This is a genomic window from Rhodovibrio salinarum DSM 9154 (assembly GCF_000515255.1).
Lineage (GTDB): Bacteria > Pseudomonadota > Alphaproteobacteria > Kiloniellales > Rhodovibrionaceae > Rhodovibrio > Rhodovibrio salinarum.
In genome coordinates this window covers 2,020,734-2,042,856 of record NZ_KI911559.1, presented here as the reverse complement: position 1 = coordinate 2,042,856, position 22,123 = coordinate 2,020,734, and the positions used below count along the sequence as shown (strand labels likewise).

The 22,123-nt window shown below is 65.2% G+C and carries 19 protein-coding genes; 15 read left to right on the top strand and 4 right to left on the bottom strand.

Going from position 1 to position 22,123, the window contains the following annotated elements:
• Nucleotides 1-32 precede the first annotated feature (32 nt).
• The 3 genes from otsA to otsB form a co-directional block, all read right to left on the bottom strand.
• On the bottom strand, nucleotides 33-1,415 hold the full coding sequence (gene otsA / locus RHOSA_RS0109465; protein WP_027288475.1) for an alpha,alpha-trehalose-phosphate synthase (UDP-forming): 1,383 nt from the start codon (nucleotides 1,413-1,415) through the stop codon (nucleotides 33-35).
• Entirely contained in the window at nucleotides 1,412-3,292 is a 1,881-nt protein-coding gene (locus tag RHOSA_RS0109460) for a glycoside hydrolase family 15 protein (protein ID WP_081728616.1), read from the bottom strand. The genes otsA and RHOSA_RS0109460 overlap by 4 nt, the downstream gene beginning before the upstream one ends.
• Nucleotides 3,293-3,425: 133 nt before the next feature.
• A complete protein-coding gene (otsB, locus tag RHOSA_RS0109455) occupies nucleotides 3,426-4,271 on the bottom strand; it encodes a trehalose-phosphatase (RefSeq protein ID WP_200371927.1) in 846 nt (281 codons plus the stop codon).
• Nucleotides 4,272-4,801: 530 nt separating this feature from the next.
• Here otsB and proV point away from each other — a divergent pair.
• From proV to ruvX, 7 genes are all read left to right on the top strand, one after another.
• On the top strand, nucleotides 4,802-5,992 hold the full coding sequence (gene proV, locus RHOSA_RS0109450) for a glycine betaine/L-proline ABC transporter ATP-binding protein ProV (protein WP_027288472.1): 1,191 nt from the start codon (nucleotides 4,802-4,804) through the stop codon (nucleotides 5,990-5,992).
• A gap of 4 nt (nucleotides 5,993-5,996) precedes the next feature.
• Complete coding sequence (locus RHOSA_RS21610; RefSeq protein WP_051431997.1) at nucleotides 5,997-6,932, top strand: ABC transporter permease; 936 nt, start codon at nucleotides 5,997-5,999, stop codon at nucleotides 6,930-6,932.
• Between the two features lie 143 nt (nucleotides 6,933-7,075).
• Entirely contained in the window at nucleotides 7,076-7,945 is an 870-nt protein-coding gene (locus tag RHOSA_RS0109440; RefSeq protein WP_027288471.1) for a glycine betaine ABC transporter substrate-binding protein, read from the top strand.
• A gap of 253 nt (nucleotides 7,946-8,198) precedes the next feature.
• Nucleotides 8,199-8,768 (top strand): PadR family transcriptional regulator, encoded by a 570-nt coding sequence (locus tag RHOSA_RS21605; protein ID WP_051431996.1) that lies wholly within the window; start codon nucleotides 8,199-8,201, stop codon nucleotides 8,766-8,768.
• Between the two features lie 27 nt (nucleotides 8,769-8,795).
• Entirely contained in the window at nucleotides 8,796-9,965 is a 1,170-nt protein-coding gene (locus tag RHOSA_RS21600; RefSeq protein ID WP_051431995.1) for an efflux RND transporter periplasmic adaptor subunit, read from the top strand.
• Nucleotides 9,962-13,186 carry an efflux RND transporter permease subunit gene (locus RHOSA_RS21595; protein ID WP_081728614.1) on the top strand — a complete coding sequence of 1,075 codons (3,225 nt, stop codon included), beginning with the start codon at nucleotides 9,962-9,964 and terminating at the stop codon, nucleotides 13,184-13,186. The genes RHOSA_RS21600 and RHOSA_RS21595 overlap by 4 nt, the downstream gene beginning before the upstream one ends.
• A 3-nt stretch (nucleotides 13,187-13,189) precedes the next feature.
• Nucleotides 13,190-13,663 (top strand): Holliday junction resolvase RuvX, encoded by a 474-nt coding sequence (gene ruvX / locus RHOSA_RS0109420; RefSeq protein WP_027288470.1) that lies wholly within the window; start codon nucleotides 13,190-13,192, stop codon nucleotides 13,661-13,663.
• Here the strand turns inward: ruvX and RHOSA_RS0109415 are convergent.
• Complete coding sequence (locus tag RHOSA_RS0109415; protein WP_027288469.1) at nucleotides 13,647-14,204, bottom strand: DUF29 family protein; 558 nt, start codon at nucleotides 14,202-14,204, stop codon at nucleotides 13,647-13,649. The two genes, ruvX and RHOSA_RS0109415, sit on opposite strands and share 17 nt — an antisense overlap.
• 149 nt (nucleotides 14,205-14,353) lie before the next feature.
• On the opposite strand from RHOSA_RS0109415, the gene RHOSA_RS0109410 reads away from it, so the two are divergent.
• The 8 genes from RHOSA_RS0109410 to dprA all read left to right on the top strand — a co-directional run bounded on the left by RHOSA_RS0109410 (nucleotide 14,354) and on the right by dprA (nucleotide 22,090).
• Nucleotides 14,354-15,262, top strand: coding sequence for an AEC family transporter (locus RHOSA_RS0109410; RefSeq protein WP_037255997.1), 909 nt, complete (start codon nucleotides 14,354-14,356; stop codon nucleotides 15,260-15,262).
• 47 nt (nucleotides 15,263-15,309) lie between these two features.
• Nucleotides 15,310-16,527 carry a CaiB/BaiF CoA transferase family protein gene (locus RHOSA_RS0109405; protein ID WP_027288467.1) on the top strand — a complete coding sequence of 406 codons (1,218 nt, stop codon included), beginning with the start codon at nucleotides 15,310-15,312 and terminating at the stop codon, nucleotides 16,525-16,527.
• A gap of 80 nt (nucleotides 16,528-16,607) precedes the next feature.
• Nucleotides 16,608-16,883, top strand: coding sequence for a hypothetical protein (locus tag RHOSA_RS0109400; protein WP_027288466.1), 276 nt, complete (start codon nucleotides 16,608-16,610; stop codon nucleotides 16,881-16,883).
• Between the two features lie 318 nt (nucleotides 16,884-17,201).
• Nucleotides 17,202-18,242 carry an aspartate carbamoyltransferase catalytic subunit gene (locus RHOSA_RS0109395; protein WP_081728613.1) on the top strand — a complete coding sequence of 347 codons (1,041 nt, stop codon included), beginning with the start codon at nucleotides 17,202-17,204 and terminating at the stop codon, nucleotides 18,240-18,242.
• Complete coding sequence (gene pyrC / locus RHOSA_RS0109390; RefSeq protein ID WP_027288464.1) at nucleotides 18,239-19,570, top strand: dihydroorotase; 1,332 nt, start codon at nucleotides 18,239-18,241, stop codon at nucleotides 19,568-19,570. The genes RHOSA_RS0109395 and pyrC overlap by 4 nt, the downstream gene beginning before the upstream one ends.
• 21 nt (nucleotides 19,571-19,591) lie before the next feature.
• On the top strand, nucleotides 19,592-20,224 hold the full coding sequence (gene plsY / locus RHOSA_RS0109385; RefSeq protein WP_027288463.1) for a glycerol-3-phosphate 1-O-acyltransferase PlsY: 633 nt from the start codon (nucleotides 19,592-19,594) through the stop codon (nucleotides 20,222-20,224).
• A 113-nt stretch (nucleotides 20,225-20,337) separates the two neighbouring features.
• Nucleotides 20,338-20,808 carry a DUF4760 domain-containing protein gene (locus RHOSA_RS0109380; RefSeq protein ID WP_027288462.1) on the top strand — a complete coding sequence of 157 codons (471 nt, stop codon included), beginning with the start codon at nucleotides 20,338-20,340 and terminating at the stop codon, nucleotides 20,806-20,808.
• Between the two features lie 100 nt (nucleotides 20,809-20,908).
• Nucleotides 20,909-22,090 carry a DNA-processing protein DprA gene (dprA, locus tag RHOSA_RS0109375; protein WP_322786838.1) on the top strand — a complete coding sequence of 394 codons (1,182 nt, stop codon included), beginning with the start codon at nucleotides 20,909-20,911 and terminating at the stop codon, nucleotides 22,088-22,090.
• Nucleotides 22,091-22,123 lie beyond the last annotated feature (33 nt).

Here is a 22,123-nt window from a genome sequence, read left to right as displayed (position 1 = left end):
CGTCCTGCAAATAACGCGCGCGCATCGCCGGCTCAGCCCTGCCCGATCCGGTCGAGCTGGCCCACCACCTGCTTGCACCAGGCATCGACGTCGTGGGTCTCCAGCCGGCGGAACATGGTCTGCCAACGCTCCCGACGCTCCTCCAGCGGCATGGCGAGCGCGGTCTGCATCGCTTCCGCCATCCCCTCGGCATCATACGGGTTCACCAGCAGCGCGCCATCCAGTTCCAGGGCTGCACCGGCGAAACGGGAGAGCATCAGCACGCCCGGATCTTCAGCGTTCTGGGCGGCGACGTATTCCTTGGCAACCAGGTTCATGCCGTCACGCAGCGGCGTCACCACCCCGACCCGGGCCTGGCGCAGGAAGCCCGCCAAGATGCGCCGGCTGAACCCCTTGTTCAGATAGCGGATCGGGTTCCAGTCGAACTCAGCGTAGGCGCCATTGACGTGCCCGGCCTCACTCTCGAGATGCTGGCGCAGTTGCAGATACTCCGGCACATCCTGGCGGGACGGCGGGGCGATCTGCATCATCACCACCCGCCCGCGGTTTGCCGGGTAATTCTCCAACAGCGTCCCGAACGCGCGGAAGCGCTGCAGCAACCCCTTGGAGTAGTCGAGCCGGTCGACACCGATCAAAAGGTCGCGGCCGCGCAGGGACTCGCGCAGCCGCTGGGTCTGGCGGGCGTCCGCCGCCTCCTGCGCAAACTCGACCACGCGCGCGGTGTCGGTCGAGATCGGATAGGCCCCCGCGACCAGCCGCCGGCCGAACGCCATGATCGTGCCATCGGGATCGACCCGTCCGCCGGCCTCGACGCGGATGTAGTGCTGGAAATTCGCCAGATCCCGCTCGGTCTGGAAGCCAAGCAGGTCGTAGGCACACATCTGCTTGACGATGTCGCGGTGGTTGGGCAGCGCCAGGAAGACCTCCAGCGCCGGCCAGGGGATGTGCAGGAAGAAGCCCATGCGCTGGCTGCAGCCAGCATGACGCAGCTGATCGGCCATCGGGATCAGGTGATAGTCGTGCACCCAGACGACGTCATCGTCCTGCAGGTAGGGCAGCAGCCGGTCGGCGAACAGCGCGTTCACCCGCTCGTAACCGGAATAGTTGCGCCGGCTGAATTCCGTCAAATCCAGCCGATAGTGCATCAGCGGCCAGAGCGTCCGGTTGGCGAAGCCGTTGTAGTATTCTTCGTAATCGCGCGGGCTGAGGTCGCTGGTGACGTAGCTGACCGCGCCGCTGGTGAACTCATCCGGCTTACGGGCGGGTTGCTCGTCGACCTCGCCGCTCCAGCCGAACCAGAGACCGCCACGCTCTTCGAGCGCCGCTTGCACGGCGACCGCCAACCCGCCCTGCGACCCCGAGCGGGCGTGGCGGGGGGTGGCGACGCGGTTGGAGACGACGATGAGACGACTCAAAAAGCCTCCTCCCAGGAAATGCTGAGGCGCAGGGCCGAGTTAATCAACCCCACCATGGAATAGGTCTGCGGGAAATTGCCCCAGAGTTCGCCGGTCTCGCTGTCGATGTCCTCCGACAGCAGACCGAGGTGGTTGCGCTTGGCCAGCATTTCGCAGAAGAGCTGACGCGCCTCATTATTCCGTCCGACCTGCGCAAGCGCGTCGATATACCAAAAGGTACAGACGTTGAATGACGTCTCGGGCGTGCCGAAGTCGTCGGGCGCCGCATAGCGGTAGACGGTCGAGCCCTGCTTCAGCCGCCGCTCGACGTAGTTGAGCGTACCCAGGAAACGCGGATCGCGTGCTTCCAGAAAGCCCAGTTCCGGCATCAACAGCAGGCTGGCGTCGATTTCCTCGCCATCGAAGGTGCTGGTGAAGCTGTTTTGCGCGTCGCTCCACCCCCGCTCCAGGATCGCTTCGCGAATCGTGGCCGCATGCGCCCGCCACGTCTGTGCCCGATCGTCCAGGCCCAGATGCGCGCCGATCCGCGCCAGCCGATCGCAAGCCGCCCAGCACATCAACGCGGAGAAGGTGTGCACGGCCTCGCGCGTGCGCAGTTCCCACAACCCCGCGTCCGGCGTGTCCCACAACTCGACCGCCTGCTCGCCGAGCGCTTCCAGCCGTCGGTAGAAGTCCACATCGCCGGGCCTGGCCAGGCGCTTATCGAAGAACGCTTGCGTGGCTGCCAGGATGACCGCGCCGTAACCGTCGTTCTGCGTCTGGATGTAGGCATGATTGCCCACACGCACCGGGCCCATGCCGCGATAGCCAGCGAGGTCTTGCTCCTGCCGTTCGTCCAGGCGGCGCTGCAGGACGATCCCGAACAACGGCTGCAACGGCCCCTTTTCGTGACCGGAAACGATGTTGGTGATGTAGGAGAGATAGCCTTCCATCGTCCGGGTGACGCCGAGACGGTTGAGGGCGTGCACGACGAAGTAGGAATCGCGCAACCAGCAGTAACGGTAGTCCCAGGTGCGCCCGCTGTCCGGCGCTTCGGGAATCGACGTGGTGAGCGCGGCAACCACCGCGCCAGTCTCCTCGAAGGAGCACAGCTTGAGCGTGATCGCCGCGCGGATGACCGCGTCCTGCCATTCGAACGGCAGCGACAGAAAACGCACCCACTCCCGCCAGTAGTGGTCGGTCTTCTCGAGGAAGTCGCGCCCGGTCTCGCCAACCGCCTGGGTCAAGCTCTCATCCGGTCCCAGCAGCAGGGTGATCTCGCGCTCCAGGATATGAGGCGTCTCGTTCAACACGTAGGTCGGTGGCACGTCGGTGGTCAGGCGCAGCGTCATATCCGGCATGACGAAACGCACATGGTTGCTGCCCCGTGTGATCTCCGGCTGTGCCCGCCCGTAGTCGCAGGCCGGACGCAAGCGGATGCGGATGCGCGGCGCGCCGCTGAGCGGACGCACCCGGCGCACCAGGGTGGTCGGCCGGAAGGTCCGGTCGAACTGCTTGAACCGCGGGGCAAAATCGACGATCGCGATGCCCCCGCCCTCCGCATCGTACAGCCGTGTTTCAAGCACCGCGGAATTACGCCAGTAGACCTGTTCGCTCGACGTCTGGCCGTCGAGGACGATGTCCCAAAAACCCTGCTCGGCCCGGTCGTCGTCGTCGATCAGGGAGCAGAACACCGGATCACCGTCGAAACGCGGCAAGCAGCTCCAGACGATCCGCGCGCGGCGGTCGATCAAGGCGGCGTGGGCGCAATTGCCGATCACGGCCAGGTTCAGGTCGCTCGCCGTCTGGGACAGGTCGGTGCGCACAGGCGTACCTGCCGGCGTCAGGTCTGGGACGGCTGCGGTCTTGGCGGAGGGGTCGGGGGCGGGTGTGGTCATATATCTCCGCTCTCAAGCGAGCTGGGTCGCGTGGTTTCGACGTCGTTTGGTTGCGCCGCCATTCCAAGACGCACGCATGGCGTTCAGCCCCGTTATGCGCCGTGGTCCGTCGCGGCTCAACCCACTGAACGGATCAGGTCATGCCGGACACCGCGCGGCGCAAGCGCTCCAGCCATGCTTCCACGGCCGACTCATCGGCCAAACTGTGGTCCGCGTGCGTCACCTGACCGGCTGGCGTCCTGCCAACGCGGATCGACAGGCCACCCAGCGCGTTGACGGCACGGAAGCCGTCTTCATCGGTGACATCGTCGCCGAGGAAGACGGGCATGCGGCCAGCGAACGGCGCATGGGCCATGAACGTACGGATCGCTGTCCCCTTATCTGCGTGGCGCGGCTTCACCTCGCACACCATTTTGCCGTCGAGCACGGCCAGCGCGTCCGGATCTTCTTGGACGCATAGATTTCTTACATGTTCCAAGACGACGTCGCGCAACTTCGGGGCGGCACGGTAATGCACTGCCAGCGCCCGGCCCTTATCCTCCAGCCACAGGTCTTCGTGGCTTGCGACAAACGTCTGCAGCCCGCTGCGCAGGTGGTCGAGCGCATCCCCTTCAACGCCCCGGTCGATCGTGCCGTCGGCGTCTCGACGCTCCAGACCGTGCAGGCCGGCTGCCGGCAGCTTCAGGGGCGCCTGGATACGGTCGAGGTCCGCCAGTGTGCGTCCACTGACCAGCGCGACCGCCTGCCCCAGAGCAGCGTACAGGTCCGCCAAAATGGCGCGGAGACTCGCATGCAAATGCACGTCCTCCGGGCGGCCCCGGAACCGCAGCAAAGTCCCGTCGACATCCAGGAATAGGGCCCAGCTAGCCGGATCGTCCGTGGCGGGATCCAGCGGATCGGGCGCGGCCTTGAATCCTGCCGCACAGGATATCGGCCTGCCGGACATACCGGTCAGTTCGTCACCACGATCGTGAGACATGAACAGCTGAATCCCAGAAGCTTTTCCACCAACCAATCGGTGCACGCACGACGCAAGTTCGCGTCAGCCTCTTCAGGCGTCGCTACCAGACCAGACATCTGCCTACTGGATTCTGCGTCTATACGTTACGAGCACAGATATGGAGCAATATCCCCTGTCGTCACGCGAACGCCACCGTCTCAATGACAGTTTACCACAGTTCCTGGGAGGCACTGACACAGGCATTTCACCCGCCGGACAATGTTCTTTCATCCGCGGGTGCCTTGCAATCAACGGCCACGACCGTTACCCAAAGGCCTGTCACACGGCCGGCACAGACACAGCCTTCTTACGCTCCCGTCTCTTGACACGCCACTTGACGCCTGGACGGGGGAACCATAGCTGGCTGGTAACGTTGGCCCGAGGCAGAATAATCCCGTACCCGCACGGGAGACGGTCGACCGCTACTCCATCGCGCCGAAGACGGTAATAGCGCGGGCGCGCTGGACCCAATAACAAGACAGCTTGTTCCACAGGGGGCCGAAACCGCAATGGCGAACGCACAACTCGTTTGCAGAAACGTCTATAAGATATTCGGACCGAACCCTGCCGAAGCTTATCGCCTGATCGAACAGGGCAAGGGCAAAGACGAAATCTTCGCCGAAACCGGCAACACCGTGGGCGTCCGCGACGCCTCGTTCGAAGTCTATGAGGGCGAAGTGTTCGTCGTCATGGGCCTGTCGGGTTCCGGCAAGTCCACCATGGTCCGAATGCTCAACCGCCTGATCGATCCGACCTACGGCAGTGTCGAGATCGAAGGCGAGGACATCACCAAGATGTCGCGCCAGCACCTGATCGAGGTGCGCCGGCAGAAAATGGCGATGGTCTTCCAGTCCTTCGCGCTGATGCCGCACCGCACGGTCGTCGACAACGCCGCATTCGGCCTCGAGGTGGCCGGCGTCGACCGCGCAACGCGGCACAAGCGCGCCCTGGAGGCGCTCGCAGCCGTCGGGCTGAAGGCGAACGCCAATTCCTTCCCGGACGAACTGTCCGGTGGCATGAAGCAGCGCGTTGGTTTGGCCCGTGCGCTGACCAACGATCCCAAAATCATGCTGATGGACGAGGCGTTCTCCGCGCTCGACCCGCTGATCCGCACGGAGATGCAGGACGAACTGATGCGCCTGCAGCAGGAAAGTCGGCGCACCGTGATTTTCATCACCCACGATCTGGACGAGGCGATGCGCATCGGCGATCGGATCGCGGTGATGGAGGACGGTCGGATCGTGCAGATCGGCACGCCGGAGGAGATCGTCACCAAACCGGCCGACGACTACGTCAGCTCCTTCTTCAAGGGCGTCGACGTTACTCAGGTGTTCTCGGCCGGCGACATCGCGCGCAAGAAACAGCTGTCGGTGATCGACCACAGCGGCAACGACCTCAACTCGGTCATCGAGCAGGTCAAGCACGCCGACCGCGACGTCGCCGTGGTGGTCGACAAGAACCAGAAGTTCGAGGGCATGGTCAGCGCCGAGAGCCTGGCGCGGGCCCGGAAGGGTGACGGCCAGCTCGCCAGCGCCTTCCTCGCGGATATCAAGCCCGTCCAGGCCAGCGAAGGGTTGTCCGACGTGCTGCACAAGGTGGCTAACAGCCCCCATCCGGTGCCGGTCGTCGACGAGAACAACCGCTACCTGGGATCGGTAACCAAGACCGCCCTTCTGCAAACACTCGACAGGGCAGGCTAAAACCATGATGGAATTCGTTGAAGAAGTAAAAATCCCGATCGGCGCCTGGGTTGAGGCACTGGTCAACTGGATTCTGGACAACATGCAGCCGCTGCTCGACGCGATCTCGGCGGCGATCGGCGCGGTGTCGACCACGCTGGAGGACTTCCTGCTGTGGCTTCACCCCTTCGCACTGGCCGCGATCTTGATCGTGATCGGCTTGTGGCGGGTGAACTGGAAGTTCGCCATATTCGTGGCGGTTTCGATGTTCCTGCTGATGGGCATGAATCTGTGGGAAGAGTCCGTCTCCACGATGGCGTTGGTGGTCTCCGCCGCATTCGTGGCGCTCGTGGTCGGCTTTCCGGTCGGCGTGGCGATGGCCAAGAACGACACGGTCGAGGCGGTCATCCGGCCGGTGCTGGACTTCATGCAAACCATGCCGCCCTTCGTGTATCTAATCCCGGCGGCGATGTTCTTCGGTCTGGGTAAGGTGCCGGGCACGATCGCAACGGTGATCTTCGCCATGCCCCCGGCGGTGCGCCTGACCAACCTAGGCATCCGTCAGGTGAGCAAGGAAAACGTCGAAGCAGGCCTTGCGTTTGGCTGCACCGACCGACAACTGCTGACCAAGGTGCAGTTGCCACTGGCGCTCCCCTCGATCATGGCTGGGGTCAACCAGACCATCATGCTGGCCCTTTCCATGGTGGTTATCGCCTCCATGATCGGTGCTGGCGGCCTTGGCAACGTGGTGCTGACCGGTATTCAGCGCCTCAATGTCGGTCTCGGCTTCGAAGGCGGCCTGGGCGTGGTGATCGTGGCGATCCTGCTCGACCGCATCACCCAAAGCATCGGCCAGGCTGGCCGCGGCGAAGGCCTGATCGCGAAGGTCCGTCGCCTGCTCGGCGGCGCCCAACCCGCCAGCGACGACGACCAGGAAACCAAAACCAGTCGCGCGGCTTGAGTGCATGGACTACCCGCTCTACAACGGATGTTGAGCGGGTAAGGCCGCAACCGGGCGCGTCCGGATAATCCGGACGACGCTCCATCGCCCCATGAGAAGGGCGGTGAACACGCCTTAGATAGAGGCAACAGAGGAGGATTTTAATGCTGGACTACGGCAAGAAGACCCTGATCGCCGCGACCACAGCGGTCACCCTGGCGGCGAGCCCTGCGGCAGCCGACGTCCAAATCGGCTGGACCGCTTGGTCGGACGCCGAATTTGTGACCAAGCTGGCCCAGCAGATCCTGGAAGAGCGGATGGACCAGGATGTGACCCTGACCCAGACCGGTATTGCCCCGCAGTACCAGGGCCTAGCTCAGGGCGACATCGATGTCATGATGATGTCCTGGCAGCCGGGAACCCACGCGGACTACCTTGAGAAGTTCGCCAATCAGACGGTCGATCTCGGCATGCTGTACGACCATGCCCGCCTCGGCTGGATCGTTCCGGAATACATGGATGTCGACTCGATCGCTGATCTGAAGAGCGAAGAGTGGGCCGACAAGCTTGACGGCAAGATCGTCGGCATTGATCCAGGTGCCGGCCTCACGCGCCTGTCCAAGCAGGCCATTGAGGATTACGGTCTAAGCGACATGTACACGCTGCAGACCTCCAGCGGAGCTGGCATGACGGCCGCTCTGGATCGTGCGATCAAGCGCGATGAGCCGATCGTCGTGACCGGCTGGAGCCCGCACTGGAAGTTCGGCGCGTACGATCTGAAATACCTGGAAGACCCGAAGGGCACGCTGGGCAGCTACGAGTCGATCCACGCGATCGCCCGTCAGGGCTTCTACCAGGACAACATCGATGCGGCGACCATGATCGGGCGCATGTGGATCCCACTCGATGACCTCCAGGCGGCGATGTACGACGCCCAGGAGACCTCCTACGAGGAAGCCGTCGACAAGTACATCGAGAACAACGAGGACCGCGTGCAGTACTGGATCACCGGCGAACTGCCGAGCGAGGGGTAACCCGCTGATCCAGGTGTCCACGCGACACCCGGCTCGATGACGACGAGGGGCCCGGCCATGCGCCGGGCCCCTTTTTCATGCGGGCGCGAACGATCTTGCCTGCCGCCCTCGCGCCGGCAAGGCCTGCCCACCCCGTGCCCACCGTCAGACCGATATCGACCATAATGAGCTGGACTCTGATATATCGGCCCGATACTGTTAGCTGCATAAATGCATCCACTTTGACGCCGTTCGTGGCGTTTCGGGACCGTCGATGGATACACGCACCCTTTGCCTGGGCGTTCTCAACCGGGGGGACGCCAGCGGCTACGAGATCAAAAAGAGTTTCGAAGAAGGCCTGCTCGCCCACTTTCAGGAGGCCAGCTTTGGCTCGATCTATCCGGCGCTGACCCGACTCTCGGCCGACGGGTTGGTCGTCTGCCACGCGCAACCGCAGGACAAACGTCCGGACAAGAAACTCTATTCGATCACAGCCTCCGGTCGCGCTGCGCTGGAACGGGCGTTGCACCGCCGGCCGGTCGACGACGAAGTGCGCTCGGACTTCCTGTTCGTGCTGTTTTTCGCGCACCTCCTGCCGGCCGCGACACTGGACCGCCTGATTGATGATCGGATCACTTGGTACGAGGATGTGCTGCAGCGCATGAGCGAAAACGCCAACCTCGACAACCGGCCGGCAGGCGAGCGTTTCGTTCACGGCCTCGGCCTCGCCGTATACCAGTGCGCGCGGGACTATCTGCGCGAACACCGCGATGCGTTGCTGGCCGGTGCCGCGGACGCGCCCGCGAACGCCCGCACCCATGCAGCCGCCAACGCCGCAGAATAGCGCCCGAAACAGCCCGAGACCCCTGCTATGTTTATCAAGCTTCTCCGCCGCTTCGGGTCCGTGTCGATCGCGCTGGCCATCGCGGGGGCGGCCATTGTCTGGATCGCCTCGGGTCAGTACCTGGGCAGCGCCGAACCGGAAACCCGCAAAGGGCCCGCGCAGCTATCCAAGCTGAGCGACGTGCCGGAGGTGCGCGTCGCCACCCAGACCGCCGAACCGCGAACCGACAGGCTACGCGTCCAGGGACGCACCCAGGCCGACCGCAAGGTGGTGGTGCAGGCGCAAACGCACGGCCGGATCGAAGAGCTGTTGGTCGACAAGGGCGATCTTGTCGACAAAGGCCAGGTACTCGCTCAGCTCGCCGAGGAAGACCGCTCGGCCCAACTGCGCGAAGCGAAGGCCCTGCTGGAGCAACGCCAACTGGAATTGGAGGTCGCCCGGCGGCTGCATGAACGCGGCCACCGCTCGGATACCCAGCTGGCCGGGGCCCGCGCCGCTTTCGAAGAAGCGCAGGCGCGTGTCGAGCAGGCCCGCACCGCCCTGGACAACACGACGATCTACGCCCCTTTCGCCGGACGGGTCGGCGAGACGATGGCGGAGGTCGGCGACTTCATGACCAGCGGGCGGGACTTGCTGCGTCTGGTCGATCTCGACCCGCTCAAGATCGTCGGCAGCGTCAACGAACGGCGGGTGGCGCAGATCGAGACCGGCACGCAGGCAACAGCCGAGCTGATCACCGGCGAACAGGTCACCGGAACCGTGGACTTCGTCGCGCGCGAAGCGAACGACCGCACCCGCACCTTCGAGGTGGAGATGCGCGTCGCCAACCCCGAGGGGGCGTTGCGCGATGGCGTGACGGCACAAATGACGGTGCCGCTGAAGGAACGGGTTTCGCACTTCGTCTCGCCGTCGATCCTGACACTCAACGACGCGGGCCAAGTGGGCGTAAAGGTGCTGGACGACGACAACCGCGTGCACTTCCAGGAGGTCGACATTCTGGCCGACAAGCCGGACGGCGTGTGGATCACCGGCCTGCCCAAAACCGTCACCTTCGTCACGCTGGGCCAGAACTTCGTTACCGTCGGCCAGCAGGTGAAACCGGTCGCCGAAGGCGAGGTGCAGCAGCGCCTGCAAGACACGCCACTCAACCTGCCAACGGGCGGCCCCGGTAAGCCGGGACCGGAGGGGCGGCCGTGAACACCCTGATCGATGCCGCCCTCAGTCATATTCGCACGGTCCTCAGCCTGCTGCTGCTGCTGCTGATCGCTGGCGCCTACGCCTATGTCGCGATCCCCAAGGAGAGCGATCCGGACGTCAATATCCCGCTGATCTACACCAACGTCCACCACGAGGGCATTTCGCCTGAGGACGCCGAGCGGCTGATCGTCAAGCCGCTGGAGCAGGAGCTCGAAAGCGTCGAGGGCGTGAAAGAGATGCGCGCCACCGCCTACCAGGACGGCGCCAACGTCGTACTGGAGTTCGAGGCCGGCTTCGACGCCGATCAGGCGATGATCGATGTCCGCGAGCAGGTCGACGCGGCAAAACCGGAACTGCCGGTCGATGCCGACGAGCCGACGGTGCACGAGGTGAACCTGAGCCTGTTCCCCGTGCTCGTGGTCACACTGTCGGGCGACGTGCCGGAACGGACGCTGCTCGATCTCGCCCGCGACCTGCGGGATGAGGTCGAAGCCCTGCAGCCCGTGCTCGAGGTGGAAATGGCGGGTAACCGGGAAGAGCTGGTTGAGCTCGTCATCGATCCGACATTGCTGGAAAGCTACGACATCGATGCCCAGCAGGTGCTGAACGCGGTCGACCGGTCCAACCGCCTGGTCGCCGCGGGCGCGATGGACACCGGTGCCGGCCGTTTCGCGATCAAGGTTCCAGGGCTGTTCCAGAACTCCCAGGACATCCTGAACATGCCGATCAAGGTCGACGGCGATACGGTGGTGACGATCGGCGACGTCGCCCATCTGCGCCGGACCTTCAAGGACCCTGAAGGCTACGCCCGAATCAACGGCGAGCCCGCGATCGCGCTGGAGGTGTCCAAGCGCACCGGCGAGAACATCATCGAGACGATCGAACAGGTCCGCCAGGTAGTAGAAGCGGAACGCGAAGCCTGGCCGGACGCGGTCGAGGTCACCTACACCCAGGACAAGTCGACCAACATCAGCACGATGTTGAGCGATCTGCAAAACAACGTCCTGGCGGCCGTGCTGCTGGTCATGGTGGTGATCGTCGCCGCCCTCGGGCTGCGCTCGGCCGCATTCGTCGGTGTAGCGATCCCGGGGTCGTTCCTGACCGGCGTGCTCGTCGTCTTTCTGGCCGGGCTGACGGTCAACGTCGTGGTGCTGTTTTCGCTGATTCTGGCCGTTGGCATGCTGGTCGACGGCGCCATTGTCACGGTCGAGTACGCCGACCGAAAGCTACGCGAGGGCTTGTCCAAGAAGCAGGCCTACGGCCTGGCGGCCAAGCGCATGGCCTGGCCGATCATCGCTGCGACCGCGACCACGCTGGCCGCCTTCCTGCCGTTACTCTTCTGGCCGGGCGTGATCGGCGAATTCATGAAATACCTGCCGATCACGCTCCTGGCCGTGTTAACCGCCTCGCTTGCGATGGCGCTGATCTTCGTACCGGCCATGGGCGCGGTGTTCGGCGGCAAAGGCGGCGAGACCACCGAACAGCCGGACAACGATGACAAGGCGCAGGCAATTGCCGGCGGCGGGAAGTCGGACCTGAAGAGTTTGGGAGGGTTCACCGGCGGTTACGTCCGTCTGCTGAGCTTCGCGATCAAGCATCCTGGCAAGCTGCTGCTGGCGTCGGTCGCCGCGCTGGTCGCGGTGCAGACTGCCTATGCGATGTACGGGCGCGGGATCGAGTTCTTCCCGAACACCGAGCCGGAAAGCGCGGTGATCCAGATCCACGGCCGCGGCAACCTGTCGATCCAGCAACGCGACCGGCTGGTCCAGGAGGTGGAGAGCCAGATCCTGCAACTGCATCAGGAGCGGGGCGAGTTCCACGCGATCTACGCCCGCTCGCAGATCGCCTCCGGTCAACGGCGCGACGAACCCGAGGACATCATCGGCCAGGTCACGCTCGAGTTCACCGACTGGTGGACCCGCCGACCGGCGCAGGAAATCATCGACGATATCAAGCAGCGCGCCAGCGCCTTGCCCGGGATCAAGGTCGAAGCGCAGGAACAGGACATGGGTCCGCCCGGCGGCAAGCCGATCCAGATCGAGGTCACGAGCGACCGCCCTGAACTGATCACGCCGACCGTGGCGCAGATCGTCGAGCGGATGCAGCAGGACCCAGAATTCGTCGGGATCGAGGACGGCCGCCCGGTTCCCGGGATCGAGTGGGAGCTGTCGGTCGACCGCGCCCAAGCCGCCAAGTTCGGCGCCGACGTCTCGCTGGTCGGCAGCTACATCCGGATGGTCACCAACGGTCTCAAGGTCGGCGAATTCCGCTCCAGCGACTCCGATGATGAGATCGACATGGTCGTGCGCTTCCCCGGCGACCAGCGCAACCTGGATCAACTCGACCAGATCCGCGTGCGCACCGAGGACGGTCAGGTGCCGCTCGCCAACTTCGTCCAGCGCACGCCCAAACAGCGCACCAGTCTGATCCGACGCACCGACGGCGACCGTTCGATCACGGTCAAGGCCGACGTCCCGCCCGGCGTGCTGGCGAACGACAAGCTCCAGGAGATACAAGCTTTCCTGGAGCAGGCGGACGTGCCCGCGGGCGTCAACATCACCTTCGGGGGCGAGAACGAGGACCAAAAGGAGGCACAGAGCTTCCTGACCAAGGCATTCGTCGTGGCGCTGTTCCTGATGGCGATCATCCTGGTCACGCAGTTCAACAGCTTCTACAGCGCCTTCCTGATCCTCTCCGCCGTGATCCTGTCGACCATCGGGGTCATGATCGGCTTGCTGATCACCAATCAGCCGTTTGGCGTCGTGATGACCGGCATCGGCGTGATCGCGCTGGCCGGCATCGTGGTGAACAACAACATCGTGCTGATCGATACCTTCGATCGGTTGAAGGCCGACGACCCCGACGTCACCACCGCGATCCTGCGCACCGGCGCGCAGCGCCTGCGCCCGGTGATGCTGACCACGGTCACCACGATCCTGGGGCTGATGCCGATGGTGCTCGGCGTGAACATCGACTTCCTCAACCGGCTGGTCCAGATCGGCGCGCCCTCGACCGAGTTGTGGCAGCCCTTGTCGACCGCGATCGTGTTCGGCCTGACCTTCGCCACGCTGCTGACGCTGTTCATCACGCCCTGCGCATTGATGTGGCGGGCCAACCTACAGAACTGGTACCGGCGCAAGCGCGGGGACGGGACTCCGCACGCGGGGGGAACGCGCGACGCGGAAACACGCCAAGCCCAACTGCCTCACGCCGCCGAGTAAACCATGGCGATCATCGACTTCGCGGATTTGCCGCAGCATCTATCGGCCCGTGCCCGCCTGATGGGCCTCGACTTCGGCGACAAGACAATCGGCATGGCGGTTTCCGACCGCGACCGCTCGGTCGCCTCCCCGGTCGACACGATCCGGCGCAGCAAGTTCACCGCTGACGCGCAGGCACTCGCTCAGGCGATCGAGGACCGCGCGGTCAAGGCCCTGGTGATCGGTCTGCCGGTTGGCCTGAACGGCGTGGAGGGCAAGCGTTGCCAGGCAACCCGGCAGTTCGCGCGCAACCTGGTACAGGAAGCGGGCTACAGCCTCCCCATCGCATTCTGGGACGAGCGTCTGTCCACGGCGGCGGTCGAGCGCCTGCTGAGCGACGAGGCCGAGATGGCGAGCCACAAGCAGAAACAGCACCTCGACCAGATGGCCGCCGCCTACATCCTCCAGGGCGCGCTCGACGCTATGAGGCGGGGCTAGCCGGACCGGCGGCACATGGCCCCTGTCCGTCGTCTCCCAGCAATGCCGCGCGCACGCGGCTGACGGCGGCGTTGGCATCCAGGCGGCGGGCCAGCAGGTCGTCCAGCGCGAGCGGACAGCTAACGTCGGCAGGCAACATTTCCTCGCCGGTCTCGCGCAGACGCACATTGGTCTCCTCCACGGCATCCGCCCAGATTTCCCGAATGTTGAGATCGGGGCGCATGCCGTCGGTGAACGCCTGGTAGGCTTCGCGCGCCGCGCTTTTGGCCTCGCCGCGCCACCGACGGTTGGCCGGCGCATGCTGCAACCACGCCGCTTCAAGCACATAGATCAACGTGCTGGTCAGATATTGGGTAACGCGGTTCAACTCCAGCCGACCGGCTTGCGCCACCTCTTCGGCCAAATGGGCGACGTCCAATCCGCTTCCCTCTCCAGGCGCACCGGCCTCCTGCTCCTGCCGATACGCAAGCGCACGCAGCCGAGCGGCCTGTTCGCGCGTCCAGCGGTAATAGTCGCGGTGGTAGAGGTCGTTGCCGGCCATCGCTGGCCTCCAGCCTGGAGTTTGTTCGCAGCCAAAAATACACACCCCGAGACGCGCGGTACAAAGCCTTCACCCGCGCGACCCTAGCCATCGTCCGATGACCGCCCTAGCCTTGTAGCCTGATCACCCCGTTCCCGGATATAGCCCGCATGTTGTCCATCGCCGCCGCGGTCTTGCCTGTGTTCCTGCTCATCTTCCTCGGCAGCTGGCTGCAGGGGCGCGGCTTTCCGGGCAATGGCTTCTGGCAGCCAGCGGAACGCCTGACCTATCGCATCTTCTTCCCGGCCCTGATCGTCACCGCCCTTTCAGGCGCCGATATGGCTGGGCTCTCGGTGCTCCCGATGGCTGCTGCGCTGGTCGTGGCAATCCTGCTCATGGCGGGCGTTCTGGTGATCGCTCAGCGGCGATTGAACGTCGACGGCCCCGCCTTCACCAGCATGGTGCAGGGGGCCGTGCGGATGAACGTCTACATCTGCCTGTCGATCGCAGGCGCGATCTGGGGCAGCGCCGGCTTGACCGTGGCAGCGATCGCGATCGCGGTGATCGTGCCGACGGTCAACCTGATCTGCGTGATCGCGCTCGCCCACTGGGGGACCGCAGCCGAACCGACGGCGCTCGGCACGGTCAAGCAGGTGGTGACCAACCCATTGATTATCGCCGCCGTGCTGGGCGCGCTGAGCAACTTCACCGGCATGCCGGGCGTGGTCGCCGACGTGCTGGATATCCTGGGGCGGGCGGCGTTGCCGATCGGCCTTCTGTGCGTCGGTGCCGCGCTCGACTGGCAAGCCGTCCGGCGTAACGCGCGGACGGTCGTGCAAACCACCGCGCTCAAGCTGGTCGCCATGCCGGCGCTGACCGCCCTCACCCTCTGGACGTTCGCGGTGGAAGGGCTGACGGCGGCGATCGCGCTACTGTTCATGGCCTCCCCGACCGCGACCTCCAGCTATATCCTGGCCAAACAGCTGGGCGGCGACGCCACGCTGATGGCGGGGGTGATCACCCTACAGACCGCCGCCTCGATGGTCAGCCTGCCGGTGATCTTGACCCTCGCTGGCTAGCCCGCGAGAACGCCTATAACAGAGACACTTAGAGGACAGCTTCCGCCATGACCGCACCGCTCGCCGGCCTGCGCGTGTTCGACCTGACCCGCATCCTGGCCGGGCCGACCTGCACCCAACTGCTGGGCGACCTGGGCGCGGAGGTGATCAAGATCGAACGTCCCGGCCAGGGCGACGACACCCGCAAGTGGGGCCCGCCCTACGTGCAGGACGCGGCCGGCAACGACACCGAGACCAGCGCCTATTACCTCTCGGCCAACCGCAACAAGCGCTCGGTGACACTGGACATCGCGACGCAAGAAGGTCAGCGCCTTGCACGTCAACTGATCCAGCAGAGCGACATCGTCGTCGAGAATTTCAAGACCGGCGGGCTGAAGAAGTACGGTCTGTCCTACGACGACGTGAAGGAGATCGCGCCGCACATCATCTTCTGCTCGATCACCGGCTTCGGTCAGACCGGCCCCTACGCCAGCCGCGCGGGCTACGACTACCTGGCCCAGGGGATGGGCGGGATCATGTCGCTGACCGGTGAGCCGGAGGGCGAGCCGATGAAGGTCGGCGTGGGCATCGCCGATCTGATGTGCGGGATGTACGCCAGTTCCGCCATCCTGGCCGCCCTGCACCACCGCGAGAAGACCGGTGAAGGTCAGCACATCGACCTGGCCTTGCTGGACACGCAGGTCTCCTGGCTGACCTACGAGGGGCTGAACTACCTAACCAGCGGCGATCTGCCGAAACGCCGCGGCAACGAGCATCCCAACATCGTCCCCTATAAGACGATGCCAGCATCCGACGGCTACTTCATCCTGGCGGTCGGCAACGACAGCCAGTTCGCCAAATTCTGCGCCGAAGCCGGCAGTCCCGAACTTGCCGAGGAGCCGCGCTTCGCCACCAACGCCGCGCGGGTCCGCAACCGGGACGCGCTTTACCCGCTTTTGGACGCGATCACCGCAAAACGCGAGATGCAGGACTGGGTGGATGCGCTGAATGCCCGCGGCGTCCCGTGCGGTCCGGTCAACACCGTCGACCGCGTCTTCGCCGACCCGCAGGTGCAGCACCGTAAGATGCAGATCCAGATGGACTATCCGGACGCAGGCAACGGCCGGATCGACCTGATCGGCAACCCGATCGGCTTCTCGCAGACGCCGGTCAGCTACCGCCAGCATCCCCCCAAGATGGGCGAGCATACCGACGCCGTCCTGCAGGAAGCGCTCGGCCTGGATGCCGAGGCGATCACGCGGCTGCGCGATCAGGGGGTGATTTAATCCGGGAAAGGGAGTAAAACGCGCGCGCGTAAAGCGCCAACGACGCGCAGACAACCGCGCGCGAGCCCGGAGGAAATCCCGTGAGCACAAGCCAAGCCCCCGATCGAGCGGCCCAAGCCGCCGCCGACAAGGTCGAGCCGATCGCCCCGCACCGCGCCGCCAAGCGGACCGATGCCCCCGATCTGCTGGACGCCCTGAACGGCGCCATGCGCGCCCCGCAGATGATGAGCCAGGACGACGTTCTGCTCGGCGGTCTGGGCGCGGATGTCCGCCCCACGGAGAGCGAGATGGACAGGGAGCCGGTCGAGACCGAGGCCGACCCGCGCCAACTCGACCTGCTGGCGAAGAGTGCGTAACCTGCACCCGGCGTGACTCCTGCCTGCGCAATCGCGCTGTACCCCAGGCCTCAGTCACGTCCTCGGCAAGCCGGACCCGAAATGCGAACGATGACGCCTTGCCGCCGGAGATGGCGCGAGGGCGGAGACGTTGTGCAACAACATTCTCCCTACACGGAACCCGGCGCGCACACGCCCAAGGGGCTTGAAGGCGTCGTTGCTTCCTGCCGGCACCAATTCCGTCACGAGCGACACGCAGTATTTCGGTGTGTGACGATGCGCATGAAGGTACGCAGCGGTCTTGCCTCCCCCAGGAGCCGGTGACATGATCCGCGCTCGATGAGCCCCGTCGATCGCACCTCCCACAATCTTCCGAACCGTGCCACGAGCGAGTCCCAGCCAGGACCCGGATCCGGCACGCATTTGCGCCATCTGCTCGGAATCGAGGGGATGGATGCACAGGAAATCGTGGCGCTGCTAGACCGGGCAGAAAGTTACGTCGCGGTCAATCAGGCCGCCAACAAGACCTCCGACCTATTGGCCGGGCGCACGGTCATCAATCTGTTCTTCGAGACCTCCACGCGGACCCGAACCTCCTTCGAGCTGGCCGGCAAGCGCCTGGGCGCGGACGTGATCAACATGGAGGTCGCCTGGTCGTCGATCAAAAAGGGCGAGACCCTGATCGACACCGCGATGACCCTGAACGCCATGCACCCCGACGCCCTTATAGTCCGCGCGCCGGACAGCGGCGCGGTCCAGTTGCTGTCCGAGAAGGTCAACTGCGCAGTGATCAACGCCGGCGACGGCAGCCACGAGCACCCCACCCAGGCGTTGTTGGACGCGCTGACGATCCGCCGACGCCGGGGCGAGATCGCCGGGCTGAAGGTCGCAATCTCCGGCGACGTCGCCCATTCCCGTGTGGCGCGCTCGAACATCCACCTGCTGACGACGCTGGGCGCGGAGGTTCGGGTGATCGCGCCCCCGACCCTGCTGCCAAGCGGGATCGAGACGCTGGGTGTCACCGCTTTCACCGACATGCGCGCCGGGCTCGCGGACTGCGACGTGGTGATGATGCTGCGCCTGCAAACCGAGCGGATGCAGGGCTCCTATGTGCCTTCGATCCGGGAGTACTTCCGTTTCTACGGTCTGGACTACGACAAGCTGGCCCACGCCAAGGCGGACGCGCTGATCATGCACCCGGGCCCGATGAACCGGGGCGTGGAGATCGATAGTGTGGTCGCGGACGACATCGACCGTTCGGCGATCCGCGAGCAGGTCGAAATGGGGGTTGCCGTGCGAATGGGCGTGCTCGATGCGCTGACCCGTCAGGCGCCCACCCGCGCGACCACCGGCGACGTCGACGGGAGCATCGGGGCATGAGCCTACACGCCAAGCCCGCGGGCACGACCAAGGTCGCCTACACCAATGCCCGCCTCTTGGACCCGGCGAGCGGCCTGGACACCCAAGGTGGCGTGCTGGTCGACGGCAACCGGATCGCGGAAATCGGCCCCGGGCTGTTTCGCGACGGCCTGCCAGAGGCCGTCCAGGAGGTTGACTGCGGCGGTTTGTGCCTGGCGCCTGGGCTGGTCGACATGCGGGCCCAACTGGGCGAACCGGGTCGCGAGCACAAGGAGACGATCTCCTCGGCCGGGCGCGCGGCGGCCTCCGCCGGCATCACCTCGCTCGCCTGCCTGCCCAACACCGACCCGGTGATCGACGACGTCGCCGGGCTGGAGTTCGTCGCCCGGCGGGCGCGCGAGACCAAGATGGTCAAGGTCTACGCCTATGGCGCGCTGACCCGCGGCTGCGCGGGCGAGCAGATGACCGAAATAGGCCTGCTTTCGGAAGCGGGCGCGGTCGGCTTCACCGACGGCAACCGTACGATCGCCAACGCGCAGACGCTGCGCCGCTGCCTGTCCTACGCCAGCGTGTTCGACACGGTGATTCTACAGCATCCGCTGGAGCCGACACTGGCGACCGGCGCGATGAACGGCGGCGCGCTCGCTACCCGGCTGGGCCTCTCCGGCAGCCCGGCAATGGCGGAGTTAATCCAGGTCGAGCGCGATCTGCGACTGGTCGAGATGACCGGCGGACGCTACCACGCGAGCCTGATCACCACCGCCGCCGCGGTCGAGGCAATCCGCCAGGCCAAGGCGAAAGGATTGCAGGTCACCTGCGATACCGCCCCGCACTACTTCACCCTGACCGAAGACGCGGTCGGCGACTACCGGACCTTTGCGAAGGTTGATCCGCCCCTGCGCCGCGAGGCCGACCGGCAGGCGCTCATCGCTGGTCTGGCCGACGGCACGATCGACGCCATCGTCAGCGACCACAACCCGCAGGACCAGGACAGCAAGCGCCTGCCCTTCGCCGCGGCGGCGGACGGCATCGCCGGGCTAGAAACGCTGTTCGCCCTGTCGCTGAAACTGGCGCACACCGACCAAGTCGATCTGCTGGATCTGCTCGCCCGCGTGACCTGCAAGCCCGCCGACATCCTGGGCCTGGACGCCGGACGGCTGCGTGCCGGGGATTCAGCCGACATGATCCTGTTCGATCCCGCGCAGACCTGGACGATCGATCCGGACGGCTTCTTGGGCAAGTGCAAGAACTCGCCGTTCGACGCCTGGCCGGCGCGCGGGAGGGTCCTGCGCACGATCGTCGACGGCCGAACGATCTACGCCGAAACGCCAGCGACCGCCGCTGCCTAACCCCCGTAGCAAAAACGTACGATGCCCGATCCAATTTCCTGGAGCCTGTCCGGTCCCTACCTGTTCGCGAGCTTGCTGGCGGGCTACCTGCTGGGCGCGATCCCGTTCGGCATCGTGCTCACGCGTCTGGCCGGCTATGGCGACCTGCGCAAGATGGGCTCCGGCAACATCGGGGCGACCAATGTGCTGCGCACCGGGCGTAAGGACCTGGCCGCCGCAACCCTGATTCTGGACGCCGGTAAGGGCGCGGCGGCGGTGCTGCTCGCGGGCTGGCTGTATGGCCCGGACATCGCCCTGATGGCCGCCTATGGCGCGGTGCTGGGCCATCTGTTTCCGGTCTGGCTCAAGTTCCGGGGCGGCAAGGGGGTGGCGACCACCTTGGGTGTCCACATCGCGATCGCCTGGCCGATGGGGCTTGCCTGTTGCGCCGTCTGGCTCGCAACCGCTGTGACGACACGCTTTTCCAGCCTCGCCGCCCTGATCTCGATGGCGAGCGCACCGATCTGGGCCTGGTACCTCGTCCACGACGTGCAACTCGTCCAGTTCGCCGCGATCATCGCGGTCGTCGTCTGGTTCAAGCACCACGAAAACATCCGCCGCCTGATCAAGGGCGAGGAAAGCAAGATCGGGCAGAAGGGAAAGCCGCGCGTATGACCTTCGACGCAAACTTGACATTGCCCCGGCAATTGCTAATTTAACGAGAACACTAGGAGAACGAGATGACTTTCGGGCGCCCCAACTTTTAAACTAACGGCGTAGACAGCCGGGTGAACCAGCTTCCCTTCTGGATTTCCGCCGCAGCGACTTGTGGAATTTTCGTCGCAGCGGCCGTCCAACTCCAGCTTATCCGTAGCCAAATTCGACTGAACGCGGACGAAAACCGTCAGCGAGCGACCGTCGCCGCGTGCGAACGGTTCGACACCGATCCGGTTATTCACCAGATCACAAAGCGTATCTGGACCGCCAGTGCAGGCGGCAAGCATTACGATCCTGATCACATCGACACGCACGATCTCATCGCGTTGCTGAATTACTTCGATGCTCTCGCAATTGGCGTTGAGCAGGGATTCTACGACGAGGCCGTGGTCAAAGCGCATATGTCGATCATCATCGCGCATGCCGTATCGACCTTTATTCTCACGGAACCATCAGGGCGGTTTGTAAAAGCCGAAGGGTATGAAGCTTTGGTTCGCTTGCACGACAAGTGGCGTGCGGACCGTGAGCCGACCGCCGCATAACAGGCCTTTTCGGCAGCGCTGACGAAGCCAGCACTTATCAGTTGACGCAATAACCACCCAACCTACAATTGCGTGTATGGACGGTGGCGACGGGCGGGCCTTGTCACGGCAGGAAACGATCGACTGGCTGCGCTTGATCCGCAGCGAGAACGTCGGGCCGGTGACCTTCCATGCCCTGCTTCGACGCTTCGGAACGCCCGCAACCGCCCTCGACGCCCTGCCCGAGCTGGCCACGCGGGGCGGACGCAAGAAACCGATCAAAATCTGTCCCCGCACCGTCGCGGAGAAGGAGCTGAACCGGCTGGAGAAGTTGGGCGGCCATGCGCTTGCGTGCGGGCACGCGGGCTACCCCGCGCTGCTCGCCGCGCTGGACGATGCCCCGCCGTTGTTGTTCGTCCGTGGCCACCCCGCTCTGCTGGACCAGCCGGCGATCGCCCTCGTCGGCGCGCGCAACGCCAGCGCCAACGGTCGCCGGATGGCGCGAACGCTGGCGCACGAACTGGCCAGCGAGGGGCTGCTGGTGGTCTCCGGCCTCGCCCGGGGAATCGACGGCGCGGCACACACGGGCGCGCTCGGTGACGGTACGCTGGCGGGCGGCACCTGTGCGGCCATGGCCGGCGGGGTCGACGTCGTCTATCCGCCGGACCACGCGCAGCTTTACGACGAACTGGCCACTCGGGGGGTGCTGATCTCCGAGATGCCGGTCGGCACCGAACCGCAAGCCCGCCACTTCCCCCGCCGCAACCGCCTGATCTCCGGCCTGTCGCTCGGCGTCGTGGTGGTCGAGGCGGCGCTCAAGAGCGGCTCCCTGATCACCGCGCGTCTGGCCGGCGAGCAGGGGCGGGAAGTCTTCGCGGTCCCCGGGAGCCCGCTCGATCCGCGCGCCAAGGGCTGCAACCGGCTGCTGCGCGACGGTGCGGTGCTGGTCGAATCCACGCGCGACGTACTGGACGGTCTGCGCCCGCTGCTACGCAGCGACCCGCACGAGTCGCCTGCCCGCGGCTATCTGTTCGGCGCCCTGGGATGGGAGACCGATATGCGCACGGAGGGGGAGATGGCCGGAAGCGAGGTCACCGAGTCTGAGCTGGCGCGCGCACGGTCGGAAATCGCGGAGTTGCTCGATCCAACCCCAGTCGCGGTTGACGAAGTGATCCGGCAATGCCAGTTATCGCCAGCGATCGTGACGCTGGTCCTCCTGGAAATGGAGCTCGCCGGACGCTGCGAGCGGCATCCGGGCAACCGTGTCGCCCGGCGCCAGGACGACATCGCGGACGCGTCCTAAGGCCGGCCCCGGCCGCGTCACCGGGCTGGCCGA

Excerpts from the sequence above, each read along its gene's own strand:
- ruvX (WP_027288470.1), top strand. The coding sequence starts at position 13,190 with ATGGCGATCATCGACTTCGCGGATTTGCCGCAGCATCTATCGGCCCGT.
- RHOSA_RS0109415 (WP_027288469.1), bottom strand. The coding sequence starts at position 14,204 with ATGGCCGGCAACGACCTCTACCACCGCGACTATTACCGCTGGACGCGC.
- proV (WP_027288472.1), top strand. The coding sequence starts at position 4,802 with ATGGCGAACGCACAACTCGTTTGCAGAAACGTCTATAAGATATTCGGA.
- RHOSA_RS0109405 (WP_027288467.1), top strand. The coding sequence starts at position 15,310 with ATGACCGCACCGCTCGCCGGCCTGCGCGTGTTCGACCTGACCCGCATC.
- RHOSA_RS21610 (WP_051431997.1), top strand. The coding sequence starts at position 5,997 with ATGATGGAATTCGTTGAAGAAGTAAAAATCCCGATCGGCGCCTGGGTT.
- plsY (WP_027288463.1), top strand. The coding sequence starts at position 19,592 with ATGCCCGATCCAATTTCCTGGAGCCTGTCCGGTCCCTACCTGTTCGCG.
- pyrC (WP_027288464.1), top strand. The coding sequence starts at position 18,239 with ATGAGCCTACACGCCAAGCCCGCGGGCACGACCAAGGTCGCCTACACC.
- RHOSA_RS21600 (WP_051431995.1), top strand. The coding sequence starts at position 8,796 with ATGTTTATCAAGCTTCTCCGCCGCTTCGGGTCCGTGTCGATCGCGCTG.
- RHOSA_RS0109460 (WP_081728616.1), bottom strand. The coding sequence starts at position 3,292 with ATGACCACACCCGCCCCCGACCCCTCCGCCAAGACCGCAGCCGTCCCA.
- RHOSA_RS0109440 (WP_027288471.1), top strand. The coding sequence starts at position 7,076 with ATGCTGGACTACGGCAAGAAGACCCTGATCGCCGCGACCACAGCGGTC.
- RHOSA_RS0109395 (WP_081728613.1), top strand. The coding sequence starts at position 17,202 with ATGAGCCCCGTCGATCGCACCTCCCACAATCTTCCGAACCGTGCCACG.
- RHOSA_RS21605 (WP_051431996.1), top strand. The coding sequence starts at position 8,199 with ATGGATACACGCACCCTTTGCCTGGGCGTTCTCAACCGGGGGGACGCC.
- otsB (WP_200371927.1), bottom strand. The coding sequence starts at position 4,271 with ATGTCTCACGATCGTGGTGACGAACTGACCGGTATGTCCGGCAGGCCG.
- RHOSA_RS0109410 (WP_037255997.1), top strand. The coding sequence starts at position 14,354 with ATGTTGTCCATCGCCGCCGCGGTCTTGCCTGTGTTCCTGCTCATCTTC.